The sequence below is a fragment of the Pseudoalteromonas sp. bablab_jr010 genome, assembly GCF_016464105.1.
Taxonomy (GTDB): Bacteria; Pseudomonadota; Gammaproteobacteria; order Enterobacterales; family Alteromonadaceae; genus Pseudoalteromonas; species Pseudoalteromonas simplex.
The window spans coordinates 53833-73390 of record NZ_JACDWV010000029.1 but is presented as its reverse complement, the minus strand read 5'-3'; the positions used below and the strand labels follow the sequence as shown (position 1 = coordinate 73390).

General features: G+C 41.8%; 20 protein-coding genes. 16 read left to right on the top strand and 4 right to left on the bottom strand.

The window, feature by feature from the left end; all coding sequences use genetic code 11:
- The first annotated feature begins 12 nt into the window (after window positions 1-12).
- From JIG37_RS01025 to JIG37_RS00975, 11 genes are all read left to right on the top strand, one after another.
- On the top strand, window positions 13-1002 hold the full coding sequence (locus JIG37_RS01025) for a COX15/CtaA family protein (protein WP_054554450.1): 990 nt from the start codon (window positions 13-15) through the stop codon (window positions 1000-1002).
- A gap of 9 nt (window positions 1003-1011) precedes the next feature.
- A complete protein-coding gene (gene cyoE / locus JIG37_RS01020; RefSeq protein ID WP_054554449.1) occupies window positions 1012-1920 on the top strand; it encodes a heme o synthase in 909 nt (302 codons plus the stop codon).
- On the top strand, window positions 1917-2534 hold the full coding sequence (locus JIG37_RS01015; RefSeq protein ID WP_054554448.1) for an SCO family protein: 618 nt from the start codon (window positions 1917-1919) through the stop codon (window positions 2532-2534). The genes cyoE and JIG37_RS01015 overlap by 4 nt, the downstream gene beginning before the upstream one ends.
- A 164-nt stretch (window positions 2535-2698) precedes the next feature.
- A complete protein-coding gene (locus JIG37_RS01010; RefSeq protein WP_199528412.1) occupies window positions 2699-2971 on the top strand; it encodes an STAS domain-containing protein in 273 nt (90 codons plus the stop codon).
- A 9-nt stretch (window positions 2972-2980) separates the two neighbouring features.
- Window positions 2981-3343 (top strand): response regulator, encoded by a 363-nt coding sequence (locus tag JIG37_RS01005; RefSeq protein WP_054554446.1) that lies wholly within the window; start codon window positions 2981-2983, stop codon window positions 3341-3343.
- 15 nt (window positions 3344-3358) lie between these two features.
- A complete protein-coding gene (locus tag JIG37_RS01000) occupies window positions 3359-5440 on the top strand; it encodes a chemotaxis protein CheA (RefSeq protein ID WP_199528411.1) in 2082 nt (693 codons plus the stop codon).
- Window positions 5437-5922, top strand: a complete 486-nt coding sequence (locus JIG37_RS00995) for a chemotaxis protein CheW (RefSeq protein WP_054554444.1) — start codon at window positions 5437-5439, stop codon at window positions 5920-5922. The genes JIG37_RS01000 and JIG37_RS00995 overlap by 4 nt, the downstream gene beginning before the upstream one ends.
- 29 nt (window positions 5923-5951) lie before the next feature.
- The gene (locus tag JIG37_RS00990; protein ID WP_138601015.1) at window positions 5952-8279 is read left to right on the top strand and encodes a methyl-accepting chemotaxis protein; all 2328 of its coding nucleotides are present in this window, start codon (window positions 5952-5954) and stop codon (window positions 8277-8279) included.
- 64 nt (window positions 8280-8343) lie between these two features.
- Window positions 8344-9162, top strand: a complete 819-nt coding sequence (locus JIG37_RS00985) for a protein-glutamate O-methyltransferase CheR (protein WP_054554442.1) — start codon at window positions 8344-8346, stop codon at window positions 9160-9162.
- Window positions 9159-9776 (top strand): chemoreceptor glutamine deamidase CheD, encoded by a 618-nt coding sequence (cheD, locus tag JIG37_RS00980; RefSeq protein WP_054554441.1) that lies wholly within the window; start codon window positions 9159-9161, stop codon window positions 9774-9776. The genes JIG37_RS00985 and cheD overlap by 4 nt, the downstream gene beginning before the upstream one ends.
- 8 nt (window positions 9777-9784) lie before the next feature.
- Window positions 9785-10819 carry a chemotaxis response regulator protein-glutamate methylesterase gene (locus JIG37_RS00975; protein ID WP_199528410.1) on the top strand — a complete coding sequence of 345 codons (1035 nt, stop codon included), beginning with the start codon at window positions 9785-9787 and terminating at the stop codon, window positions 10817-10819.
- On the opposite strand, the gene JIG37_RS00970 is transcribed toward JIG37_RS00975, so the two are convergent.
- Window positions 10806-11837 (bottom strand): polysaccharide deacetylase family protein, encoded by a 1032-nt coding sequence (locus tag JIG37_RS00970; RefSeq protein WP_228290611.1) that lies wholly within the window; start codon window positions 11835-11837, stop codon window positions 10806-10808. The two genes, JIG37_RS00975 and JIG37_RS00970, sit on opposite strands and share 14 nt — an antisense overlap.
- Here JIG37_RS00970 and dinF point away from each other — a divergent pair.
- Window positions 11814-13148: an MATE family efflux transporter DinF gene (gene dinF / locus JIG37_RS00965; RefSeq protein ID WP_138618440.1), complete on the top strand. Its 1335-nt coding sequence runs from the start codon at window positions 11814-11816 to the stop codon at window positions 13146-13148. The genes JIG37_RS00970 and dinF overlap by 24 nt on opposite strands.
- Window position 13149: 1 nt before the next feature.
- Here dinF and JIG37_RS00960 read toward each other — a convergent pair whose 3' ends face one another.
- The gene (locus tag JIG37_RS00960; protein ID WP_199528409.1) at window positions 13150-13419 is read right to left on the bottom strand and encodes a hypothetical protein; all 270 of its coding nucleotides are present in this window, start codon (window positions 13417-13419) and stop codon (window positions 13150-13152) included.
- Window positions 13420-13433: 14 nt separating this feature from the next.
- Window positions 13434-14009, bottom strand: a complete 576-nt coding sequence (gene nfuA, locus JIG37_RS00955; protein ID WP_054554437.1) for a Fe-S biogenesis protein NfuA — start codon at window positions 14007-14009, stop codon at window positions 13434-13436.
- A gap of 144 nt (window positions 14010-14153) precedes the next feature.
- Here nfuA and JIG37_RS00950 point away from each other — a divergent pair, with 144 nt between their 5' ends.
- Window positions 14154-16706 (top strand): M14 metallopeptidase family protein, encoded by a 2553-nt coding sequence (locus tag JIG37_RS00950; protein ID WP_054554436.1) that lies wholly within the window; start codon window positions 14154-14156, stop codon window positions 16704-16706.
- Window positions 16707-16712: 6 nt separating this feature from the next.
- Here JIG37_RS00950 and JIG37_RS00945 read toward each other — a convergent pair whose 3' ends face one another.
- Window positions 16713-17429 carry a phosphoribosyltransferase family protein gene (locus JIG37_RS00945; protein WP_199528408.1) on the bottom strand — a complete coding sequence of 239 codons (717 nt, stop codon included), beginning with the start codon at window positions 17427-17429 and terminating at the stop codon, window positions 16713-16715.
- A gap of 58 nt (window positions 17430-17487) precedes the next feature.
- Between JIG37_RS00945 and bioH the strand changes: the two genes are divergently transcribed.
- From bioH to JIG37_RS00930, 3 genes are all read left to right on the top strand, one after another.
- Window positions 17488-18225: a pimeloyl-ACP methyl ester esterase BioH gene (bioH, locus tag JIG37_RS00940; protein WP_187490153.1), complete on the top strand. Its 738-nt coding sequence runs from the start codon at window positions 17488-17490 to the stop codon at window positions 18223-18225.
- Between the two features lie 101 nt (window positions 18226-18326).
- Window positions 18327-18635 (top strand): hypothetical protein, encoded by a 309-nt coding sequence (locus tag JIG37_RS00935; RefSeq protein ID WP_054554434.1) that lies wholly within the window; start codon window positions 18327-18329, stop codon window positions 18633-18635.
- A 5-nt stretch (window positions 18636-18640) separates the two neighbouring features.
- The gene (locus tag JIG37_RS00930) at window positions 18641-19507 is read left to right on the top strand and encodes a putative metalloprotease CJM1_0395 family protein (protein WP_199528407.1); all 867 of its coding nucleotides are present in this window, start codon (window positions 18641-18643) and stop codon (window positions 19505-19507) included.
- Window positions 19508-19558: the final 51 nt, after the last annotated feature.

Sequence of the window (19558 nt, the reverse complement as noted above, 5' to 3'; positions counted from 1 at the left end):
AAGGGGATAAAGATGTATAAAAATTATAAATATTTAGTCTTAATTACGGTTTTCTTCTCTATCTTAGTTGTTGGGCTTGGTGCTTATACACGGCTGAGTGATGCTGGGCTTGGCTGTCCTGACTGGCCTGGGTGCTATGGATTTTTAACCGTGCCAAAACATGAAACTGCTCTGTTACATGTTGAGCAAAACTACCCTGATATGATGTTTGAGGCTGCAAAAGCATGGAAAGAAATGATCCACCGCTATTTTGCCGGTGCCCTTGGCCTATTAATTTTAGCTTTGTTTGTTTTTGCATTTTTAAAACGTCAATATCCAAATATGCCGGTTAAGCTGCCATTAGCACTATTATTACTGGTGGTATTCCAAGCCGTATTGGGCATGTGGACTGTCACTATGAACCTACAACCTTTAGTTGTAATGGGGCATTTGCTCGGCGGTTTTAGTATTTTGTCGTTGCTGTTTTTATTGTATCTACGTTTAAAGACCGAACCTGTTGCTAGCAGTGATAGCGGCGCAAAGCCATATTACCGGTTAGCGCTGGTGGGCTTGGTGGTGCTTATACTGCAAATTGCATTGGGTGGCTGGCTTGCGGCGAATTATGCAGCTCCACATTGCAATGGCTTACCGCTGTGTAGCTACGGACAACCGTTTTCTTTGAAGAGCGTTTTTCAATTACCGCTCGAGCACAGTACCTATGAATATGGTGTGCTATCGCAGCAAGCGCGTATGTCTATTCATTTGCTGCATCGTATTTGGGCGCTGGTTACTTGTGTAGTGTTAGCGCTGATCATGTGGCGCATATATTCACGCTGTTACTCACGAAAAATTAAGCACTGTACCGTCACTGTATTAATCGCTTTGTTGTGCCAAATCTGTTTAGGTCTAGCTGTTGTGCACTGGCACTTTCCATTAAGTGTTGCGCTTGCGCACAACCTAATGGCCGCATTGTTACTGCTTAGCATGGTAAGACTATGCTTCCACTTAAAAATAAGAACCTAGGAGGCTGTGATGGCATTATTACTAAGCTCAGAAAAATCATTATTTATTCAAAGCTCAGAGTTACTTAAAGATTACTTAGCTATAAGTAAATTTAAAGTGGTTGCCATGCTTGTACTCACAGCATGGGTTGGTCTGGCATTAGCTCCTGATGTTGGGCGAGGAGTATTTGTGCAACTTGCAAGCTTGCTAGGCATTGGCTTGCTGTCGGCCGCAGCTGCTGTGATCAATCATGTTGTTGATAGTGAAATCGACAGTAAAATGGCACGTACGCGCCATCGCCCTGTGGCAAAAGGTCGACTCAGTAAACAGCACGCTTTGAGCTTTGCTGGAGTGATTGGCGTAATAGGTTTTATGATGCTTGTGATTTGGGCGAATACACTTACAGCCATTCTTACTTTGTTTGCGCTTGTTGGCTATGCCTTTATTTACACTTCATTTTTAAAGCGTGCCACACCGCAAAATATTGTTATTGGTGGTTTGGCTGGAGCTATGCCACCGCTGTTAGGATGGGTATCTGAAACGGGCCATATGGCTGCTGCACCATGGTTATTGGTGATGATTATATTTACCTGGACCCCACCACATTTTTGGGCATTAGCGATTGCACGTAAAAGTGATTACGAGCGGGCAAAAATTCCGATGCTGCCAGTTACTCACGGTATTGAATTTTGTAAAACATGTGTAGTGGCTTACAGCATTTTACTCGCGTTAGTGTGTGTACTCCCTTACTTAATTGGTATGTCAGGGCTAATTTATTTGCTTGGGGCGAGCATACTAAATGCTGTTTTCATTTATAAGGCGCTGAAGCTGAAAATAGCACCTAAAGATGATACTGCAATGGACTTATTTCGTTTTTCAATTGTGCATTTAATGCTACTCTTTATTGTCTTATTTATTGATAAATGGTTAGTTTTATGACGCGAATAGTCGCTTTATTATTTATGGGCTTGGTGTTATTTATTGCTGGATGTGAAAAAAATAATAGCGTCCCTGAGGTGGAAGCGCTGGTTTATGAGCAAGCGAAACCGATTAGTCCTTTTTTATTAACTGATCAACATGGTGCGCCTGCAGATAACAGCCAATTTATGGATCATTGGAATTTGGTCTTTCTAGGTTACACCAGTTGCCCAGATATTTGTCCAATGACACTGGCAAAACTAACCGCGATTCAAAAACAGTTAAGTCAAGATTACAAAGTACAAGTATGGTTTGTTGCTGTTGATCCAAAGCGTGACACAACTGAAAAGCGTAAAGCTTATATTGATTACTTTAATCCTAACTTTCTTGCTGTTTCAGGTCCGCATAAACAACTTTTTCCATTTGTAAGAGAGTTAGGCTTAATTTACGCAATTAACGATAGCGATCAGCAAGAATACGCAGTTGATCATAGTGCATCAGTTGTTTTAGTTGATCCTACAGGCTCTGTTAGAGCTATTTTCAAACCACAATTTAAGCAAGGTAATGTGCCATTAGTAGATGCTAGCAAGTTAACGGAGGAGTTTAAGTTAATAGCAGACTATTATGCAGAATAAAGCATTTGCCTTGCGATATTAGCTAACAATAGTAAATACATTTTTTGCCATAACTCGCTAAGCTACTAAAAAAATTTACTATTTTTTAAAGCAATTTATGGCAATTTCGTTTAGTCAGTCTAAGCTTTTATTATGAATTGTTTTAAGCAGGGAAGATTCAAATAATGTTAAAGCTCCCTATTGAATTAGCCATTACTCAGGTCGAAACACTCCATCAAGATTTGCTACAAGAATTGTCTGCGAATGACGATATTTGTCTTGATATTAGTGAAGTGACACGAGCTGATACGGCGTCAATTCAGCTTTTATGTGCGCTGCAAAAACATTTGCTTTCAGTACAACACAAAATCATATGGATTGGTGAAAGCAAGCCTTTGCAACAAGCAATTACTAGTTTGGGTTTAAGCCATTATCTTGTGCTTGAAAATGCCAATTAAGAGGTTTTTATGAAGAGAATTCTAGCTGTCGATGATTCTGCATCAATGCGCCAAATGGTCAGCTTTACACTAAAAAAAGCAGGCTTCGATGTAACAGAAGCAAAAGATGGTAGCGAAGCACTAAATATCGCTAAGCAACAAGGTTTTGATGCGGTTATTTCTGATGTGAATATGCCTGTCATGGATGGCATTACTCTTATTCGCGAGCTGCGTAGCTTACCGAATTATAAATTTACACCACTACTAATGCTGACCACAGAGTCAGGGCTTGATAAAAAAACAGAAGGTAAAGCTGCTGGAGCAACAGGGTGGATTGTTAAACCATTTAATCCTGAGCAATTGTTAGCGGTATTGAAAAAAGTGATTCGCTAATAATAGGAGCGGGGCATGAGTATAGATCTAAGCCAATTTTTTGAGGTTTTCTTTGAAGAAAGCTTCGAAGGTCTTGATGCAATGGAAGCCGAGTTATTGAACTTGGTGCCAGGCGAAGAAGACTTGGAAACGATAAATACAATTTTCCGTGCTGCACACTCAATAAAAGGAGGCAGTGGTACCTTTGGTTTCAGCGCCGTTGCTGACTTTACTCATGTACTTGAGACTTTGTTAGATCAAATCCGTGAAGGCTCTCGTACCTTAACCGCAGAACACGTTAATCTCCTTCTCAAGTCGGTTGATTGCTTAAGAGCGTTGTTAAGAACATTGCAAGCGGAGCAGCAGCCAGACTTAACAGAGGCTGATGAGTTACGGGTTAAATTTGAAGAAATTCTGGGCATGCGCTCTAAGAGCAAAGTTGTTCAGCAGCAGGCAGTTAGTAACGAAACTAACATAAAAAATACCTTTCAAATTGACTTCAAACCCCATCATCATTTATTTAAAACTGGCAATGAACCACTGTACATGATCAGTGAACTTGCTGAGTTGGGTGAGCTAGAAACACAAGCCTTTCAAGATGATGTCCCCGATATTACTAACCTTGCCCCCGAAGACTGTTTCTTATCATGGCGTTTTTTCTTAACCACAGACAAAGAGCAAAGTTGCATAGAAGAAATTTTTGAGTGGGTTGAGGATGACGCTGACATTGCTATCACATTGTGCGGTGGCTTGTTTGGTGATGAAGAAATTACAACGACTGAAACGGCTACAGCAGTTGTCGAACCAAAGAAAGAAGCCGAGCCTATTCCAGTTAAACCAACTACTGATACGAAAAAACCAGTACCCGTTAAAGCGACCACAGCCAATGCAGAGTCAACCTCAATCAGGGTTGGTATCGACAAAGTTGATTCATTGATCAACATGGTGGGTGAGTTAGTTATTACCCAAGCGATGTTAAGCCAGTTAGGTGAGCAAGAAATAACCGAAGCAACCATCGCCTCGTTACAAGAGGGCTTAGCGCAACTGGCACATAATACACGTGACTTACAAGAAAATGTCATGCGTATTCGCATGTTACCAATAAGCTTTGTATTTAGTCGCTTCCCTCGGTTAGTTCGTGATATCTCGCAAAAGTTGGATAAACAAGTTGAGCTTAAATTGCTTGGTGAACAAACAGAACTAGATAAAACGGTGATGGAGAAGCTTTCTGATCCTATGGTGCATCTAGTGAGAAATTCCTTAGATCATGGCTTAGAAACAGTTGATAAGCGTGTTGCTGCGGGTAAAGACCCTGTTGGCACTGTGACGCTTAATGCATTTCATCAAGGCGGTAATATTGTTATCGAAATTATGGATGATGGTCAGGGGCTCAACACGCAAAAGATCAGAGAAAAGGCGATAAAAAATGGCTTGATCTCTGAAAATGACGATTTAAACGATAACGAAATTAATGAGCTTATCTTTTTACCTGGCTTTTCGACAGCGGATCAAGTGAGTGACTTATCTGGCCGCGGTGTTGGTATGGACGTGGTTAGGCGTAATATCGAAGCGCTCAGTGGCTCGGTTGAGGTGGCTTCAGCGCCAGGTGTCGGTTCAACCTTCACCATCCGGTTACCTCTTACTCTAGCTATTTTGGATGGTCAATTGGTTAAAGTTGCCCAGCATACATACATTATTCCACTCATTTCTATTATTGAGTCACTACAAATTGATATCAGCAAAGTCAGTCGCGTCGGTAAAGATTTAGATGTACTTCGTTTGAGAGATGAGTACATCCCAATTTTAAGGCTTTACAATATTTTTAATCACAAAGGTGCGATAGAAACGCTTGATAGAACTTTGTTGGTTGTTGTTGAGAGCGATAATCAAAAAGTTGGTTTGTTGGTTGATGATTTATTATCACAGCAACAAGTGGTTATTAAAAGTTTAGAGGCGAATTATCAAAAAGTTGATGGTGTATCAGGAGCGACAATTTTAGGAGATGGCAGAGTATCTTTAATTATAGATATCAGCGGCTTAATTAAATTGTCAGGCTTAAGGAAGCCAGGAAGCCAAGAGTTAATTATTGAATCAAAAGCTAATTTGGAGGCGTCATGATTGTTGAGCACGATGACCTACAAAGTAAGCTGAATATCGGGCAAGACGAAGATATTAAACAGTTTTTAACCTTTTTCATGGCTGATGAAGAGTACGGTGTAGATATTCTTACGGTACAGGAAATTCGTAGTTGGGAAGAAATTACTGAAATTCCAAACTCACCTGACTTTGTTAAAGGCGTTATAAATTTGCGCGGCACTATAGTTCCTATTATTGATTTACGGCTGCGCTTTGGCTTGCCCGCTGTCACTTATGGACCGTTAACTGTCGTTATTGTACTGAAAGTTAAATTAGAGAGCACATGTAAAATTATGGGTATCGTGGTTGATGCCGTGTCGGATGTCTATAGCATTGCAGAGCATGAAGCGAAAGCGGTGCCGCACTTGTCTGACTCAGACAACACTCAATTTGTTGCGGGTTTAGTCAATGTGGGTGAAAAGATGGTCGCGTTACTAGACCTACAAAAAACAATGGACATTTAATTGGGTAGATTAACAAGAAGGTGAAGGGTATGGGATGGTTTAGTAGTCCTAAAAACGTTGAGTCAAATAATGATTTAGTTGTTGCAGCACTGAACAAATCGCTGGCAGTTATTGAGTTCGAACCAAGTGGAAACATAATCACTGCGAATGCTAATTTTTTGAATGCCATGGGTTACCGACTTGAAGAAATTCAAGGGCAACATCACGCAATTTTTGTTGATGACCAAGAAACTCAAAGTCCTGAATACCAACAGTTCTGGCAGCGCTTGCGCACAGGTGAATTTATGTCAGATGAATTCAAGCGGTTTGCCAAAAATGGTAAAGAAATTTGGATTCAAGCTACCTATAACCCAATTATTGATAGTAATGGCAATGTCGTTAAAGTTATTAAGTTTGCCAGTGATATTACAGCGCAAAAAGAGCTAGAAAAAAAATCTAAGCGTGATGCAGATCTGTCAAACGCGCTTCGGGTCTGCCAAGCCAATGTGATGATTGCTAATAATGACCTAGAAATTATTTTTGTTAACGACCAAGTACAAAAAATGCTTAAGTTTCGTGAAGAAGCTTTAAAAGAGGTGCTGCCAAACTTCTCGGTTGATAGCTTAGTTGGCACCTGTGTTGATGACTTTCATAAGCAACCATCTCATCAGCGTGAAGTACTAAGAACCTTGACCGAGCCTTTTAAAACAACGCTTAAAATTGCGGATTTAATATTTAGTTTAATAGCAACGCCGTGGCTCAGTGTATCTGGAAGTCGTCTAGGAACAATTGTTGAATGGCAAGATATCACTGATAGCGTGGCAAAAGCGGAAGCTGAAAAACGTGAAGCAGAAGAGAATCTTCGTGTTCGACGCGCGTTAGACCGTGTGGCAACCAATACCATGATTGCAGATGCCGGCAATAATATTATTTACATGAACGAAGCTGTTTTAAATATGATGAAAGCAGCTGAAAGTGATTTACGTAAAGACTTACCTAATTTCAACAGTAGTAACCTCATTGGTCAAAATATTGATGTGTTCCATAAAAACCCAGCACATCAGCGCAATATGCTGGCGAAGCTGAGTAGCACATATAGCACTGAAATATATGTTGGTGGTCGAACATTTGGATTAGTTGCAAACCCTATCTTTACGCCAGAAAACGAACGAATTGGTACGGTTGTAGAGTGGGAAGATAGAACAGCTGAAGTGGCGATTGAAAAAGAAATTGCAGGCCTTGTTGCTGCTGCCGGGAATGGTGATTTAGAAGCGCGTGTTGAAGAAGCGGGCAAACAAGGATTCTTCTTACGTCTAGCGCAGGGCTTGAATAGCCTAGTTAGTATCGTCGATGATGCAGTAAAAGACACGGGCAATATGCTTGATGCCATGGCAAATGGTGATTTATCAAAACGAATAGAACAAGAGTACCAAGGTTCATTCGATAAGTTAAAACGTGATGCAAATGCCACAGCTGATAAGCTTACTGAAGTGATTAATCGCATTAATACCTCTGCAACGCTCGTTGCCAGTGGTGCAGAAGAAATTTCGCAAGGTAATGCAGATTTAAGTCAACGGACTGAAGAGCAAGCTTCATCACTTGAAGAAACAGCATCAAGCATGGAAGAAATGACCAGTACGGTTCGTCAAAATGCTGATAATGCAAAAGAAGTGAATGAACTTGCGGAAGAAACGCGTACAAAAGCGCAAAAAGGTGGTGAAGTTGTCAATCGCGCCGTAACCAGCATGTCGGCAATTAATGAATCGAGTAAGAAAATTGCTGACATCATTAGTGTGATTGATGAAATAGCTTTCCAAACAAACCTACTTGCGTTGAATGCTGCAGTCGAAGCTGCACGAGCAGGTGAGCAAGGCCGAGGTTTCGCTGTTGTTGCTGGTGAGGTCCGTAACTTAGCACAGCGTTCAGCCGCCGCAGCAAAAGAAATCAAAGAATTAATCCGAGACAGTGTTGGCAAAGTTGAAGATGGTACATTACTTGTTAATGAATCAGGTTCAACATTGCAAGAAATAGTAACAGCAGTACAAAGAGTTACGGCAATGATCTCTGATATTGCCCAAGCATCAGAAGAGCAAAGCTCTGGCATTGAGCAAGTTAATAAAGCCATCGCTCAAATGGATGAAATGACTCAACAAAATGCAGCTTTAGTTGAAGAAGCATCAGCTGCGGGCGAATCAATGGCTGAACAAGCAAATGATATGCGCCGCTTGTTAAACTTCTTCTCGTTATCAAATAACGAAGTTGATATTTCAAACAGCGCTAGTTCAGCGCCTGCAGCTAAACAGCCAAGCTCACCAGTGCGTTCGGCACCAAAAGGCAACAATTTTGTTGATCCCAGTGACGAGTGGGAAGAGTTTTAAACTCTTCCCGACTTTATCCTAATAAGTTAATTGCACCGACTGTTACAGCTGCAGGGTCTAACACATGAAAGAGTTTTTATTAACGGATAATGATTTCAAGGCTATTTCTTCTCAGGTGTACGATGCGTGTGGCATTGTATTGGCGGAGCATAAACGTGAAATGGTTTACTCGCGTTTAGCAAGACGTATCCGCCATCACAAGCTAAAGAGTTTTAGGGAGTACTTAGGTTTTCTTGATGAGAATAAAGAGCAAGAGTTCAGTGAATTTATTAATGCTATAACCACTAATCTGACTTCTTTTTTTCGTGAGCCCCATCACTTTAATTACCTGAAAAATACTATAGTGCCAAAACTATTGGTTGGTAATGCAAAACAAAAGCGGGTAAGGGTCTGGTCAGCTGGCTGTTCCACTGGCGAAGAGCCTTATACGATTGCTATGACATTGCATGGTTTATTTCCACCCGATTGGGATGTGAAAATTTTAGCCACCGATTTAGACTCAAATGTACTCGCAAAAGCGCAGGCTGGCACCTATACCGCAGCAAATGTGAATGGACTAGACAAAAGCCATCTTAAGCGCTGGTTTTTGAAAAGCCACGATGGAGAACTTTATAAAGTAAAGCCCGAACTACAAAAGAACATTTTTTTTAAGCGTCTAAACTTATTACAGAGCTGGCCTATGAAAGGACCGTTTGATGTGATTTTTTGTCGTAATGTTGTTATCTATTTCGATAAGCCAACCAAAGACGAACTTTTTAAACGCTATCACGACTTACTGACTAACACTGGCTACTTATTTTTAGGGCATTCAGAGACATTAGGGAAGGATCATAAGGAATTTAAAAACTTAGGCCAGACTATTTACCAAAGGGGCGGATCATGAATAGTCACTTCCGGCCTGTTATATCTGGCTTTGAGCATGTGAAACGGTTTTGGGATAATCGTCGTGGGAAGGTAATTGCTAAGGTATTACCTGGCGAGTTTTATGTCTCTAAAACTGATGAATTGATCACGACAGTGCTTGGTTCATGTATTGCAGCATGTATTTATGATGAAGGCCTAGGAATTGGCGGCATGAATCACTTTATGTTGCCTGTAGAAAAAGGAGTCGATCCTAGTAATGCTCATAGTCTTAATTGTCGTTACGGTAACTGGGCAATGGAATATCTGATCAATGAAATCCTTAAAAACGGTGCTTCTAGGCGCAATCTCAAAGTAAAACTGTTTGGCGGAGGGAAAATAATCCGCTCAATGACTGATATTGGTGTTGGCAACATTCGTTTTGCAAATGCTTATATACTTGAGGAAGGTTTAGATTTAGTATCTCATGATGTCGGTGGGCCTTGGCCCCGAAAGGTGATGTTTGATCCTCAAACAGGTAAAGCCCAAGTAAAAAAAATGCGTGAACTGCATTCAGATAAGCTCGAAAAACGTGAAATCAAATACCTACACGATATCGAACAGCAAGATGCAGAAACGGATATTGAATTATTTTAGGAGAGCAAATGATCAAAGTACTCATAGTTGATGATTCTGCTTTGATCCGTGGTTTACTCAAGGAAGTACTCGAGCAAGCAGAAGACATTCAAGTTGTTGGCGCGGCAGAAGATCCTTATCAAGCCCGAGATTTAATTAAGCGCCTCAATCCTGATGTCTTAACGCTGGATATCGAAATGCCGAAAATGGATGGATTAAGCTTTTTAAAAAACTTGATGCGCCTTCGTCCTATGCCAGTTGTGATGATTTCAACACTGACTCAAAAAGGCTCACCCATTACACTGGAAGCCCTCGAAATTGGTGCTGTTGATTTTATTGCTAAACCAACTATCAATGTAACAGAAAACTTGCAGCGATATGCACATTTACTTCATCAAAAAGTACGCACAGCCGCAGGTGCAAGAATACGTGCATTTAAAGAAACAAAAATTGAAGACGATAGCGCCTTAACAGCACTGCAATTTAAGCCCAATAGTGTACTTGCAATTGGTGCTTCAACAGGTGGAACAGAAGCAATTAAAGAAGTGCTTGTGCGCATGCCAGAAAACTGTCCACCGATAGTGATTACACAGCATATCCCGCCGGTTTTTAGTACTTCGTTTGCGATGCGCATGGATAGAACCTGCAAAATTAGTGTTAAGGAGGCTGAACATGGCGATAAGTTACAGTCAGGTTGGGCGTACATTGCGCCAGGCGATCAGCATTTAAGTGTAGTGAAAAAAGCAGGCGGCCTATACTGCCAGCTTGATACTAATGAGTTGGTTAATCGCCATCGCCCAGCGGTTGATGTGCTATTTAACTCCTTGGTTGTGGCTTGCCCTAAAGCGGTTGTGGCTGCGTTATTGACCGGTATGGGCAGCGATGGCGCAAAAGGCATGCTCGCATTAAATCAAGCAGGAGCTTACACCATCGCGCAAGATGAATTATCGTCAGTGGTATGGGGCATGCCAAAAGCCGCAGTCGAACTCAATGCGGCTAATGAAGTGGTTCGCCTTGATAAAGTCACAGCGCAAATGCTAAAACAAGTAGTTAAGGTACAATAACCCAAGGTTGAGAGAACCAATAATAGCTGCCTTTCTTCGCGATAGAAGGGGCCGTGCAGTTAAAGCGAGAACGGCCTTTTTTCAGTTTTTCAGGTGATGTGATCTTCACCGTATCTTTACTAAGCCAGGTTAAATCAGCTTGACCAATACCTGATACATAACAAGCAAACTGGCTTTTATGAAAGTCCTGCATATCAAATTGCATCGTTAAACTAGGTGGGTTTTCGTCTGTCACACTATCTGAGTAGGTGAGCTGTTTGATAGTGAATGCTTGAGAGTCGAGTTTAGTGGCAAGTGTTTCAAGCTTTGAATAAAAGCCCGATGCTGGAAAACGTGGTAATCGGGTAAAGTCAGAGTGGATACCAACAGCACCCGAATGCTGACCTATACCAACAAAGCCTAGCGATTTTACTAGTTGTTGCAATGAATTATTAAACTCGCCATAAGGGTAAGCGAGGTATTTATAATCATGGCCAATTTCTTCTTTAATTCGCTGCTGGGCAGATAAAATGTCTTTTTTAGTACGTGCAAGCCATGCTTCTTCACTCTCGCCTGGTTGTTTGCGATGTAAGTAATTATGAATTTGCGTATGGTTGCTAATTAAGGCACCTTTTTTCGATAGCTCCTTTAACTGCTGCCAAGTCATTACATAGCTTTTGCCTTCATCAATTAGCTCGGGATTGACGAAAATAGTGTACGGATAGCCAAATTTTTCTAAGATGGGCGCTGCTTCTTCATAGTTATTTTTGTAGCCATCGTCGAAGGTAATCGCGACGGTTTTATCTGTTAGCGGTTGGCCTGTTTGTAATGAGGTAATGAGTTCATCTAATGGAATAACGTTAAAGTTATTATCTTTTAAATATTGCATATGTTCAGTGAATGTTTCGCTACTGACACTGGTAACCGCAGGAAGGCTTTCACTGACGTGGTGATACTGTAGAATGACTGCACCATGGGCGCGCAAAGATAAACCTAACAGGACTGCAAATACTACATGAAACATTTTCTTAAACGTCATAAGGCACACCATAAAAGTTTACTGTTATTAGCCGGTCCGATGATTTTATCAAATATTACCGTGCCAATGTTAGGTTTAGTTGATACTGCTGTAATCGGCCACTTAGGAAGCGCTCACTATTTGGCTGGTATAGCGCTGGGCTCAGCAGTTATCTCGTTATTATTTTGGCTAGCAGGCTTTTTGCGCATGAGTACCACAGGTTTGGTTGCCCAGGCTTATGGTAAAAGCGATCATACCTTGCTCGCTGAGCTATTAAAGCGCAGCTTGTTACTAGCAACAGCGGTTGCGCTGTTATTAATAGCGCTGAGTATACCTATTCAATCCTTAATGGCATATTTATCAAATGCTAATGAAGCTGTTTTAGAACAAGCAAATAGCTATTTTTCTATTCGTATTTTTAGTGCGCCCGCTGCTTTATGTAATTTGGTTTTACTTGGTTGGATGCTAGGTGTCCATTATGGCCGCGGGCCTTTTTATTTATTACTAATCACCAATATTACCAATATCGTGCTTGATATTTATTTTGTGGTGTTTCTTGATTGGGGTGTGGCTGGAGCTGCGTGGGCGTCTTTAATTGCTGATTATATCGCCCTTGCTTTTGCACTTATGTTAGTTGCTCAGCTCGCCAAAAAGCAAGGTGTCAACCTTGCCGTGAAAGCCTGGTTAAGTATTGCTAAGTTACTTGATTTGGTGAGCTTAAATCGCGATATTTTTATTCGCTCACTTGCACTCCAGCTGTGTTTTAGTTTTATGACTTTTTATGGCGCACGGATCGGCGAAACAACTTTAGCGGCTAATGCCGTATTGCTAAACTTTTTAATGTTGGTGAGCTTTGCGCTTGATGGTATTGCTTATGCGAGTGAAGCTAAGGTCGGTAAAGCGAAAGGTGAGCACAGCGCTAAGCAGATTAAGTTATGGGTTAATTTGAGCTTATTTTGGGGCGGGTTATTTGCGCTGTTTTATAGCCTTATATTTTTATTATTTGGTGAGGCAATTATTCGCTTACTTACCGATGTGCCCGAAGTTATCAGTCTTGCAACGGTTTACCTTCCTTGGGTGATTATATTGCCTATCGCGGCGATGGGCTGCTTCTTATTTGATGGCATATTTGTTGGTTTAACCCGTGCTAAAGATATGCGTAATACTATGCTATTTAGTGCTTTAGTGGGCTTTTTTGGACTGTTTTGGTTAGTGAGTAGCTGGCAAAATCATGGTTTATGGTTTGCGATGACCAGCTTTATGCTGATGCGCGGGTTAACGCTGTGGTTTCGCTACCGTAAAATTGTCAATAATCAGCAATTATTAGATTAAATTACTTCCACAAATCAGGGTCGTGATTTTTGGGTGAAGAGCGCTCTAAAACTTGCGCGAAGCGGTTGGCAAAAATACCTAAATAGCCCCAACCAGCAAAGAATAAAGCCACTGAGAGTATGACTAGGCCAATTAATTGAAATAGTGCGGGCCCATAATAACCTATGGCAATAAAAATCACGGCTAGCACAAACAGTGCTAGGCCGCGAAGAAAGCGTTTTAAGCTTAATTTGGGATCGCTACCTAAGCGAAATACCCATTTTTTAAGCATGCTTTAGATACCGGTTAGTAGTAAGAGTGCTCACCAGATTGGTGATCAGTAATGTCTCTTACACCGTTGATTTCGTCAAACTTGGCGATCATTTCTTTCTCGATGCCTTCTTTAAGTGTGACGTCAATCATTGAACAACCGTTACAGCCACCGCCAAATTGCAGTACCGCGATACCGTCAGCTGTAATTTCTACTAGGCTTACTTGACCGCCGTGGTTTGCGAGCTGTGGATTAACTTCGGTTTCAAGCATGTGTTGAACACGCTCTTGTAGTGACGCATCATCGCTAAGTTTGCGTGCTTTTGCGTTTGGTGCTTTAAGCGTTAACTGAGTACCCATTTTGTCAGTTACAAAATCGATTTCAGCTTCTTCTAAGAAAGGGGCGCTTTCTGCATCAACAACGGCATCAAAACCATTGAATGGTAGACGAATATCAGTCGCTTCAACGGCGTCTTCTGGGCAGTAAGATACACCACACTCAGCCTGCGAAGTACCTGGGTTTACTACAAACACACGAATGTTTGTTTGTTCAGCTTGGTCTGCTAAAAGTTTAGCAAAATGAGATTGTGCAGATTCAGAAATAGAGATCATAAAACGGACTATACTTGACTAAATTACTCGGATACTGTGTATCATACTCCGCTCATCGTGTTGTCGCCAGTGTTGAGCGTAAAAAGTTGCATCTATTTTATCGAATGGTAGCGTTAAAACATCAAATAATTACGGGTGCTATCTATGCGTTTCATAATAACAATATTAACCATGCTAGTGAGCGTTAGCGCATTAGCAAAACCACTTTCTTATTACTTTGAACAAGATGTGAAATTTGACCCAAGTATTCCGACTCCTGAACAGGTGTTAGGCTACGAAGTGGGTGAGTGGCATGTACGTCACGATCAGCTTGTGCAATATATGCAAATTCTTGCTGAAAAAAGTGACCGAATGAATTTTAAAGTAATCGGTCGCACCCATGAGCAGCGTCCATTGGTGATGCTAACAATTACAGCGTCCGACAAACTTGGCCAAGTTGAGCAAATTCGTAAGGCTCACTTAGCTCGCCTAAATGGTGAAGCGAGTGACTCAAGCAAGCAGCCTGCGGTTGTTTGGATGGGTTACAGTGTTCACGGTAATGAATCATCAGGTAGCAATGCATCGTTGCTGGTTGCGTATTACCTTGCTGCAGCACAGGGCCCAGAAATCGATGCCTTACTTAACAACACGGTTATTTTACTCGACCCGTCATTAAACCCTGATGGCTTAGCGCGTTTTGCTAATTGGGCAAACAGCAACCGTGGCATGAAGTTATCATCAGATCCGCAAACTCGTGAACATATCGAAAGTTGGCCTAGTAGCCGTACTAACCATTACTTGTTTGATTTAAACCGTGACTGGTTATTACTACAACATCCTGAATCACGTGCACGTATTGCACAGTTTCACCAATGGAAACCGAATATCCTAACTGACTTCCATGAGATGGGCCCAAACAGCACTTATTTTTTCCAACCAGGGATCCCAACTCGTAAGCACCCAATCACGCCTGAAGAAAATGTCACGCTGACTAAAGCAATTGCAAACTATCATGCAAAGACACTTGATGAGCACAACGCACTTTACTTCACTGAAGAAAGCTTTGATGACTTTTACTATGGTAAAGGCTCAACTTACCCAGACGTCAATGGCGGTGTAGGCATCTTATTTGAACAAGCGAGCTCGCGTGGTCACTTACAAGAAACGATCAACGGTCCGTTAAGCTTCCCGTTTACAATTAAAAATCAGTTATTAACTAGCTTATCGACATTCCAAGCAGCGATTGATAACCGTACAGACTTACTTGATTATCAAGCAAAATTTTACAACAAAGCAGTTGATCTTGCTGGTGATGAAGACTTTAAAGGGTATGTAGTTAAAGGCGGCGCTGATCACAGCCGCATGCAATACTTCCTTGATTTACTTAGACAACATCAAATCAATGCGTACATGTTAGAAGAGCCGTTAAAAGTAAACGGTCAAAGCTTTTCTGAGCAAAGCTATTATGTGCCATTAGCACAGCCACAATTTCGTTTAATTAAAGCAATTTTCAGTGAGCAGCAGCGTTTTGTTGATAATACGTTTTATGATGTATCTGGCTGGACACTTGCTCATGCCTTCAACCTAGAATTTGCAAAGGTAAGCAGCAACTGGGGTTTAAATGTGGCAAAAATGCCTTGGCAGCAAAGTGTTAAGTCAAGCTTTGCAGCATTACCGCAAAGCTATGCTTACGCATTCAAATGGGATGACTACCTAGCGCCAAAAATGCTTAATAGCTTACTCGAGCAAGGCGTGAAAGCACGTGTGGCATTAAGCCCACTAACAGCAAAAACACCATCAGGTGAAATCGCTTTTGAGCCAGGTAGTATTCTTGTTCCTGCTGGTCTGCAAACTGATAGCAACTGGGTTAGTTATTTAAACCAAGCACAGAATGAGTTTGGCATTGAAATTACACCCATTAGTTCGGGCTTAACGGTGAAGGGGGCTGATTTAGGTTCTCGTGCAATGGCGGTTGTGAAAGCGCCTAAAGTATTGCTAGTGGGTGGTCAAGGAACTAGCCAGTATGAGCTGGGAGAAGTGTGGTACTACTTAGATCGTTTTGTTGGTACAGCGCCAAGCATTATCGAAATGGAACGTTTAGGTAACATCGACCTTGAAAACTACAGCCATATTATTTTAGCGCACGGAAATTTCAATCGTCTTGATGATGCGACTAAAGTGGCTATTAAGTCGTGGGTGCGTAAAGGCGGTGTTATTTGGGGTCACAAAGGCGGTGCTAAGTTCTTAGCCGATCAGCAGCTACTAAAAGCCAATTACTTATCTCGTCGTGATGTAGCGAGTGCCTTTGATACCACAGGGCTTAGCTATGCTGATAAAGATCACTTAGCAGGCCGTCAGCGTATTGCCGGCGCAATTTTTAATACCTCTGTAGATTTATCTCACCCACTTACGTATTCGCTGAACCGTAATACATTACCTGTATTTAAGAATAGCACTTGGCTACTTGAGAAGTCAGATGCTCCATTTGTTAATGTGCTTACTTACACAGATAAACCGCTTTTAGCTGGCTTTACTGATGACGTAAACGTAGAGCAAGTAGCGGGTGCTGCTGGCCTCATTGCGCATTCATATGGCAAAGGCAGTGTGATAGGCATGACAGATAACCCAGTATTCCGTGGTTACTGGTACGGCACGAGTCGATTACTAAGCAATGCCTTATTTTTTGGTAATGCCTTTCATGCCTCTGGTGATAAATAATCACACTTAATCATAATGCAGGTTGCCTAACCCTGTTAGGCAAGTGAGCATAGCCCATATTTGCTTCGCCCCTGCATTTTTTATGGCTTCTGTCGCAGCATTTAAAGTTGCGCCAGAGGTCATCACATCATCAACAACTGCCACGGTTTTCCCTGTTAAATCTTGCTGACAAACAAATGCATTTTGTAGATTTTTAACTCTTTTCGCTTTACTTAACTGTGATTGTGCTTTGGTTGCTTTTTGCTTGTAAAGAGCTGAGCTAACAGTAGATTGCTGGTTTTTTAAAACAGGCAGCCAAGTTTGGCTTACCTGATTAAAGCCGCGTGCTAAAAAGCGTTGATTATGCAGAGGCAGCACAATAAAAAGGTCGGGCCAATTTGCATTAACTTGACGAGCTAATTGCAGCTGTTTCCCTATCACTTGTTGTAGTGCCACACGAAAATATTGTTGGTCATTAAATTTCAATTGCTTGAGCCAAAGTTTAAAAGGTGCTTGATACCACGCACAGGCAATTAAATGGTCAAAATTACTATCAGGAAATGCATCACATATATCTGGTCGGTGTAACAGATTTGGATGGCGTGTAAGGTCAAATAAATTAAGGTCATCTAAACAATACTGACACAAAGCTTGATCAGCCTGTATGTGATTCTGGCAGCTAATGCAAAAGTTGGGGAATAGTGCGTCTAGCCCTAGTTTTAAGGCATGAGGTAAGTGAGACATTGCATTCATTCCTTTAAACGCTATTATGAGCGCTAAGTGTGGTTGGGAAATACAAATTATGCAAAATGAGATGGTGCTATTACATGGCTGGGGAATGAACCAAGGGGTTTGGCAAGTGATCAAACCTGAGCTTGAGTTTTTTCATGATGGTGAAGTCCGTTGTCTCGATTTACCTGGCTTTGGTAACGCACAGTCTATTCCCATACCTTACACTTTGCACGCTGCGGCTGAGCAACTAAGTACACAGCTAAATGATCAGTCTATTCTTGTTGGCTGGTCGTTGGGCGGGCTTTTTGCCTTGTATATTGCAGCACATTGGCCTGACAAAGTAGCAAAGGTTGTGTTGGTTGCCTCAACGCCTTTTTTTGCGCAAACCGACGAATGGCCGGGTATCAAACCTGACGTATTAAATGCATTTAAAGATCAGCTAGTTAGTCACAGAGAAAAAACGATAGAACGGTTTTTGGCGATACAAGCGATGGGCAGTGAATCAGCTCGGGATGATATTAAGCAACTTAAAGCACTTTTAAACCAATACCCTGCGCCTCAAGAGCAAGCTTTAAGTGCGGGCTTAGACATTTTACAGCAGGATGATTTACGGGAACTATTCGCTAACCTTAGCGTACCTGTGCGTGGTATTTTCGGTCGCTTAGATTCATTAGTACCGTATCGTGCGATTGAAAAAATGCATGCCATACAACCCCAGTTTGAATACGAGGTTTTAGATAAAGCTTCACATGCGCCTTTTATTTCTCATAAAGCAGCATTTATATCAGCACTGAAATCAATGTGTTAAGCAAAACTCGCTGAGAGGCCAGAAAAATAGCGGGATTTAGCTTTATTTTGCTCGTTTTATGAGCGATACTTACCGGGTAGATCTCACTGTTGGAGGGTGTTATGCCAATCAGTTCTGTTTTTAATAATGCGGTAGAAGGTTATAACCGTGCAAGCCAAGGTATCGAAAAGGCAAGCGCTGAGATTAGCCGTGCCTCAATTGATCAGCAAGATGATGCCCAATTAGCTCAACAACGCCAATTACAAGCGGCGACTCCAAATGAAGCTGTAACTCCGCCAGTTTCACAACCTGCCCCAATTGATGAGTCGCTTGTTAACTTAAAAGTTGAAGAGTTTAATGCAAAAGCCAATATCAACACGATTCAGACTGCTGATGAAGTGCTCGGCACATTAATAGATATTAAAGTTTAAAACTTATGAATATCGTCACTCCGTTTCCTTCGATTAATATCAACACGGCGAACGTGCACACCGAAAGTGCTCGCCGTGATAATCAGTTACGTGAAGTGATCCCGCCACCTGCCGCTACCAAGCCGAGTAACGCAGAAAATAAAACCCTGAATGATGGCGACAAAACCAAGCAGCCGGGTTCTGAGGCGGGTACGTATGATGCAAAAGGGCGTCTGGCTGAAGACAAGGTGATTGAAGAACGTCAGCAAGGTGGTGAGCAAGAAGAGCCTGAACAATCAGAGCAAGAACAACAAGAAGCTAAACAAGAGCAGCAAAAAGAGCAAAAGGTTGCCCAGCAAGAGCAGCAAGATGCTGAGCAAATTAAAGAGCTAAAAGCCCGCGATACCGAAGTACGTATTCATGAGCAAGCTCATGCATCAGTGGGGGGGCAATATGCGGGCTCACCAAGCTATGAATATCAACGCGGTCCTGATGGTACGAACTATGCTGTGGGCGGCGAGGTGCAAATTGATGTTGCTGTAATTGAAGGCGACCCAAAAGCCACAATTGAAAAAATGCAGACGGTGCGTGCTGCAGCACTTGCACCACAAGAGCCTTCGAGTGCTGATCGTTCAATTGCCGCAGATGCCACGCAAAAGCTGATGGCAGCGCAAGCTGAGCTCGCCAGTCAATCAGCCGATGGCGATGTTGATTCAGGTAAATCGACCTTCAAAATAAACAGTGAGTATGGTGAAGATAGCGCTACTCAAACTAGCGAAACCAAAACAGCAAAGCGTGACGTTGAAGTAGATGAGCGCGCTGCACGTATTGCTAATTTTTATCAAGCAGCGACCTCGCCAACTAATCAAAATCAGTTCTCTGCTTTTATTTAAGTTTCTAAAATAAAAAACCGCGTAAGTTTACACTTACGCGGTTTTTTTCGA